6 protein-coding genes are annotated in these 5302 nt (G+C 69.2%); 3 read left to right on the top strand and 3 right to left on the bottom strand.

All coding sequences use genetic code 11. The features are described from left to right. From WAZ62_RS10195 to WAZ62_RS10185, 3 genes are all read right to left on the bottom strand, one after another. Positions 1-454, bottom strand: a 454-nt coding sequence (locus WAZ62_RS10195) for a periplasmic heavy metal sensor (RefSeq protein WP_422643415.1), incomplete at its 3' end; no start/stop codon positions are given. Further along, positions 444-881, bottom strand: a complete 438-nt coding sequence (locus tag WAZ62_RS10190) for a hypothetical protein (protein ID WP_422643414.1) — start codon at positions 879-881, stop codon at positions 444-446. The genes WAZ62_RS10195 and WAZ62_RS10190, both read right to left, overlap by 11 nt. Continuing rightward, complete coding sequence (locus tag WAZ62_RS10185; protein ID WP_422643413.1) at positions 881-1456, bottom strand: sigma-70 family RNA polymerase sigma factor; 576 nt, start codon at positions 1454-1456, stop codon at positions 881-883. The genes WAZ62_RS10190 and WAZ62_RS10185 overlap by 1 nt, the downstream gene beginning before the upstream one ends. 154 nt (positions 1457-1610) lie before the next feature. On the opposite strand from WAZ62_RS10185, the gene mgtE reads away from it, so the two are divergent. The 3 genes from mgtE to WAZ62_RS10170 all read left to right on the top strand — a co-directional run. Continuing rightward, a complete protein-coding gene (gene mgtE, locus WAZ62_RS10180; RefSeq protein ID WP_422643412.1) occupies positions 1611-2990 on the top strand; it encodes a magnesium transporter in 1380 nt (459 codons plus the stop codon). Positions 2991-3053: 63 nt separating this feature from the next. After that, positions 3054-3782, top strand: a complete 729-nt coding sequence (locus WAZ62_RS10175) for a glycosyltransferase family 2 protein (RefSeq protein ID WP_422643411.1) — start codon at positions 3054-3056, stop codon at positions 3780-3782. A gap of 40 nt (positions 3783-3822) precedes the next feature. After that, the coding region (locus WAZ62_RS10170) for an ArnT family glycosyltransferase (RefSeq protein WP_422643410.1) at positions 3823-5302 on the top strand (1480 nt) is incomplete at its 3' end.

Below are 5302 nucleotides of genomic sequence, written 5' to 3'. Positions count from 1 at the left end.
GACGGCGCGGCCGCTCGGGCCGGGCCGGCGGGGTGAAGCGCCTGCGATCCGCCGCCGACATCCGCGAGACCGCCTCGACGAAGGAATGCTGTACCCGGGACTGCACGCTGGCGGACAGGGCCGTCAGCTTGTCGAGCGCGGCTTCCAGCGCCGCGCGGTCCAGCGTATCGGCATAGAGCAGGGTCTTGATCTCGGCGCGCAGGACCCGCATCGCCTTGTAGGTATCCTTCAGGTCGCGGCGGGCGTCGCGCATGGTGGCCCGGACGGCGGCGCGGCCCTCGGGCGAGATTTCGCCGAACAGGCCTTCCGCCCCGGTCGGGCTCTCGAAACTGAAGGGCGGGGGCGGATTGTCGAAGCGACGCGACACGACGATGCCGGCGACGACCAGATTGGCCGCCAGCGACAGGGTCAGGGCGGCGATGAGGCCGATGATCCAGCGGCGTTCAACTGTCATGATTGTCTCCGGCGGTCAGGGCCTGGATTTCGTAACTCTGGGCATCGTCGCCATAGGTCGTCGTCAGTGGATCGCCGACCATGCCGGTCCAGCCGGCGAAAATGCCGACCAGCAGTGAAGCCGCGAGGGCGAAGACGGCCGGGGCCAGTACCCGGCGGGTGGGGAAGGGCACGATATTGTCGCGAAGGGCCTGACCGGAAGCCCGGGCCGCCGCCAGGATGCGGGCCTTGAGATCGCTCACGTCCGGCATCGGGGCGCGCAGGACGGTCGCCGTGGCCTCGGCGGCGCTCAGGGCTTCGCGCGCCACCGCCGAGTGCCGCAGCAATTCGCGCCCGGCGGCGGCCGATGGCGCCGGCCAGCAGGAAAGATCGGGGCCATGGCGGTCGAGCGCATGGGTGAAATGGATCAGGGTCATGGTCTTGGTCATCAGCTTGCCTCCGCCGGGGCATAGGCGGCGAGGCTGGCGCGCAGCGCGCGTCTTGCCCTCACCAGCAGGGATTCGAGGGCGCCTTCGGTAATCTCCAGCGCGGCCGAGGCTTCGCCCTGGCTGAAGCCGTCGATCAGGCACAGGCGAACCGCCTGGGACTGACGCTCCGGCAGGCCCGCCAGCGCGGCTTCGAGCGCCCGGCCCAGGGCGGCGCGCAGGGTCGCCGCCTCCGGACTTTCACCCGGATCGACGGGCTCGGGGATATCGTCCAGCGCGCCCGGCCGGACTTTCCGCATGTGATCGAGCGAGAGATTCATCACGATCCGCCATAGCCAGGTCGAGACCAGCGCCGTCGGCTGCCAGTCCGCCGCCCGGGTCCAGACACGAAGAAAGGCTTCCTGCGCGATTTCGTCCGCGATGGCCCTTCTGCCGGTGACACGCTGGGCCAGCGCGACGGCGCGTGACAGGTGCCGATCCATGAGCAGGGCGAACGACCGCTCGTCGCCCAGCGCGATGCGGGCCATCAGAGCGGTATCGTCTTCCCCTGCCGTCGTCGCCTCGGGCTTGCCGCCCATGGTGCGGTCCTGTCCTGCCTTGGTTACGGGGTTGTAACGCCCGGTCGGCTATTTTCCTGCGGTGCCTTTTCGCGGCCCCTTTTCGGGGACGGCGTGCTGCACTAGGGTCTGCCCCTCCCGGCCTTGTGGCCGGTGCGTATTGGTCGAGGCTAGCATGGTCGAACCCCATCTGCGCGAGTTGCCCGAGGACAGGCCGAATGGCCTCGACGCGGACCTGCACGCCGATGCCGTCGCCGCCCTCGACACCGAGGACCGGGACACGATCCGGGCCGCCGCGGGCGAACTTCACGTCGCCGATCTGGCCGATCTGATCGAACAGCTGAGCCATGACCGGCGCCGCCTGCTGATCGAGGCCCTCGGCGGCGATCTCGATCCCGAGCTTCTGTCGGAATTGCACGGCCCGGTGCTGACCGAGGTCCTCGACCTGATCGGCCCGCGCGAGGCGGCGGCGGCCCTCAGCCAGCTCGAGACCGACGACGCGGTCTATGTCCTCAACGAATTCGACGACGCGCATCAGCGCGAGGTTCTGGCCGAGCTTCCGGCCGAGGACCGGCGGACCCTGCAGGCCGGCCTGGCCTACCCGGAGGATTCCGCCGGACGGCTGATGCAGCGCGATGTCGTCGCCGTCGCCGATTATTGGACCATCGGCCGCACCCTCGAGTATTTCCGCCAGGAGGCGGATCTGCCCGATCGCTTCTATGAAATCATCGTGGTCGACGGCTTGCGCCGTCCGGTCGGCACCCTGCCGCTCGACCGCATCCTGCGCACCAATGCCGACCTGCCCATCGGCATGATCATGGAGCCGGCGGAACATCTGGTGCCGGTCGACATGGATCAGGAAGAAGTGGCCTTCCTGTTCCAGCAATACCGCCTGATGTCGGCCGCCGTCGTCGACCGGGACGGCCTTCTGGCCGGTGTCATCATGGCCGACGACGTCGCCGACGTGATCGAGGAAGAGGTCGAGGAAGACGCCATGCTGCTCGGCGGCGTCGCCGAGACCGACATCCAGGAAACCGTCTGGACCACCACCCGCACCCGCTTTGCCTGGCTTTTCGTCAATCTGGGCACGGCTTTCCTCGCCTCTGCCGTCATCGGTATGTTCGATGCCGCGATCGAGAAGATCGTCGCGCTGGCGGTCCTGATGCCCATCGTCGCCTCCATGGGCGGCAATGCCGCGACCCAGACCCTGACCGTCGCCGTCCGCACCCTGGCGACGCGCGAGCTGACCGCCGCCAACGCCCGCCGCGTCGTCCTGAAGGAGGCGATGGTCGGGGCGATCAATGGTGTCGTCTTCGCCGCGATCGTCGGCGGCATCGGCTACGCCTGGTTCGGCGACTGGGAGCTGGGCGCGGTCTTTGCCCTGTCGATGATCATCAACATGATCGCCGCCGCCCTTGCCGGCGTCCTCGTTCCCGTCACCCTCGACCGGTTGGGGGTGGACCCCGCCGTTGCTTCCGGGGTGTTCGTCACCACGGTGACCGATGTCGTCGGCTTCTTCGCCTTCCTCGGGCTCGCCGCGCTTCTGTTGCTGTGACGGGTGACAAACGGCGGCTGACGGGCTAGACCCTTGGCCACGATCGGCCGAAAGCAGAGTGCCATGGATCTGAGTATCGTCATCCCCGTGCTGAATGAATCCGGCAATGTCGTTCCCTTGCTGGACGAAGTGCTGGCCGCCCTGCGGCCCGTCGGTATCGAATTTGAAGTGATTTTCGTCGACGACGGCTCCGACGACGATACGGCCGCCAAGCTGATCGCCCGGACAAGCGACACGCCGGAGCTGCGCCTCGTCCGCCATGCCAGCCGCTATGGCCAGAGCATGGGCGTGCGCTCGGGCGTGCTCGCCGCGCGCGGGCGCTGGATCGGCACCCTCGACGGCGACCGCCAGAACGACCCCGCCGACCTGCCCGCGATGTGGGCCGCCGCCAACGGGCCGGAGGCGCCGGGCCTGATCGCCGGCGAGCGCATCAAGCGCAACGACAACTGGCAGAAACGCTATGCCTCGCGCTTCGCCAACTGGCTGCGCCAGAAGCTGCTGCATGACGGCGTGAAGGACACGGGCTGCGGCCTGAAGATGTTCCGCCGCGACCTCTTCCTCGAATTTCCGCATTTCGACCATATGCATCGCTATCTGCCGGCGCTGGCCCGGCGTCATGGCGCCAGGGTGCTGCCGGTGCCCGTCCGCCACCGCGCGCGGGAGGAGGGGACGTCGAAATACGGCACCCTCGACCGGGCGCTGGTCGGCGCGACCGATCTGTTCGGTGTCTGGTGGCTGATCCGTCGCTCCCGCTTCCCGATCCGGCTGCGCGATGACGGCGGCGCCCGGTGAACTGACGCTCCCCCGCTCCGGGGGGGTGGCCCGGGGGCTCGTGCTCGTGCTCCTGTGCCTGGCCATGTTCCTGCCCGGTCTCAATCGCCTGCCGCCGACGGATCGCGACGAATCGCGCTTCGCCCAGGCGTCGCGTCAGATGGTCGAGTCCGGCAATTACATCGACATCCGTTTCCAGGACGTGCCGCGCTACAAGAAGCCGGTCGGCATCTACTGGCTGCAATCGGCCGCCGTCGCCGTGATGGGCGAGGGGGCGGATAGTCCGATCTGGGTCTACCGTCTGCCCTCCTTCCTCGCCGGGCTCTGCGCCGTCCTGCTGCTTTACGGCTTCGGCCGGCGGTTCGCCGGCGATGATGTCGCCTTCGCCGCCTCGGCGCTGCTGGCGGCCGCCCTCGTCCTGAACATCGAGGCCCGCCTCGCCAAGACCGACGCCAGCCTTCTGATGGCGACGACCGGGGCGCTGGCCATTTTCGGCACCGTCTATACCCGCGTCGTGGCGGGACGGGCGGTGCCCTGGCTGCTGCCCCTCGCGGGCTGGGCTTTTGTGGGCATCGGCGTGCTGATCAAGGGGCCGATCACGCCCATGGTGGCGGGCCTCGCCGTCGCCAGTCTCGCCGTCGCCGATCGCGGCCTCGGCCGGACGGCGACCTATCTCCGGGCCTTGCGGCCCGTGACCGGGCTGTTGCTGGTCGGCGTCATCGTGCTGCCCTGGCTGATCGCCATCAGCCTGATTTCCAACGGTCAGTTCCTGGCCAATTCGGTCGGCGGCGATCTCGCCACCAAGCTGACCGGCGGGGCGGAAAGCCATGGCGCGCCGCCTGGTTATTATTTCCTGACCATGACCGGCATGTTGTGGCCGGGGGCTTTGCTGGTCGGCCTCGGCCTGCCCTGGGCCTATCAACAGCGGCGGCAGCCTTTCGTCCGCTTCTGCCTCGCCTGGGCGGTGCCGAGCTTCATCGCCTTCGAACTGTTCCCGACCAAGCTGCCGCATTACACGCTGCCCTGCGATCCCGCCCTGCTGCTGCTGGGCGCGGCGGCGGCGCTGGGCGGCTTCCGGCCGGTCTCGCGTCTTGGCCGGATCTGGCGGGTGCTGGTGCTTGCCGGCTTCGGCGGCGTCGGCATCGCGCTGGGCCTCGGCCTCGCCGGGCTGGAATGGCATTTCAGCGGCGGGCCGGGCATCGCCGGGATCGCCGCCGCCCTCGTCGCCGTGCTGGCCACGGTGGCGGTTCTCGTGCTCGAACATCGGGGCCGGGTCACCCGGGCGATCATGGTCATGGTGATCGGCGCCGCCGCCGTTTATGGCGCCGCCTTCGCCGCGATCCTGCCGGGGATCGACGCGGTCTGGCCATCGCGGGCGCTGGCGGCGCGGCTGGACGGGCTTGGCCTCGGAGATGCCCCGGCCCTGCTCGCCGTCGGCTACAGCGAGCCCAGCCTGGTGTTCCTGACGCGGACCGATATCCGCATGACCGGGCCGGAAGCGGCGGCAGCCACCTTCCGCGACACGCCGGGCGCTGTCGCCC

Origin of the sequence: Zavarzinia sp. (assembly GCF_049306435.1) — a bacterium.
Lineage (GTDB): Bacteria > Pseudomonadota > Alphaproteobacteria > Zavarziniales > Zavarziniaceae > Zavarzinia.
The sequence above is the reverse complement of the archived record's forward strand: the minus strand, read 5'-3'. Positions and strand labels throughout refer to the sequence as shown.

Bases quoted from the DNA above. Each gene is read 5' to 3' on its own strand.
- WAZ62_RS10190 (WP_422643414.1), bottom strand. From the start codon at position 881: ATGACCAAGACCATGACCCTGATCCATTTCACCCATGCGCTCGACCGC.
- WAZ62_RS10185 (WP_422643413.1), bottom strand. From the start codon at position 1,456: ATGGGCGGCAAGCCCGAGGCGACGACGGCAGGGGAAGACGATACCGCT.
- mgtE (WP_422643412.1), top strand. From the start codon at position 1,611: ATGGTCGAACCCCATCTGCGCGAGTTGCCCGAGGACAGGCCGAATGGC.
- WAZ62_RS10175 (WP_422643411.1), top strand. From the start codon at position 3,054: ATGGATCTGAGTATCGTCATCCCCGTGCTGAATGAATCCGGCAATGTC.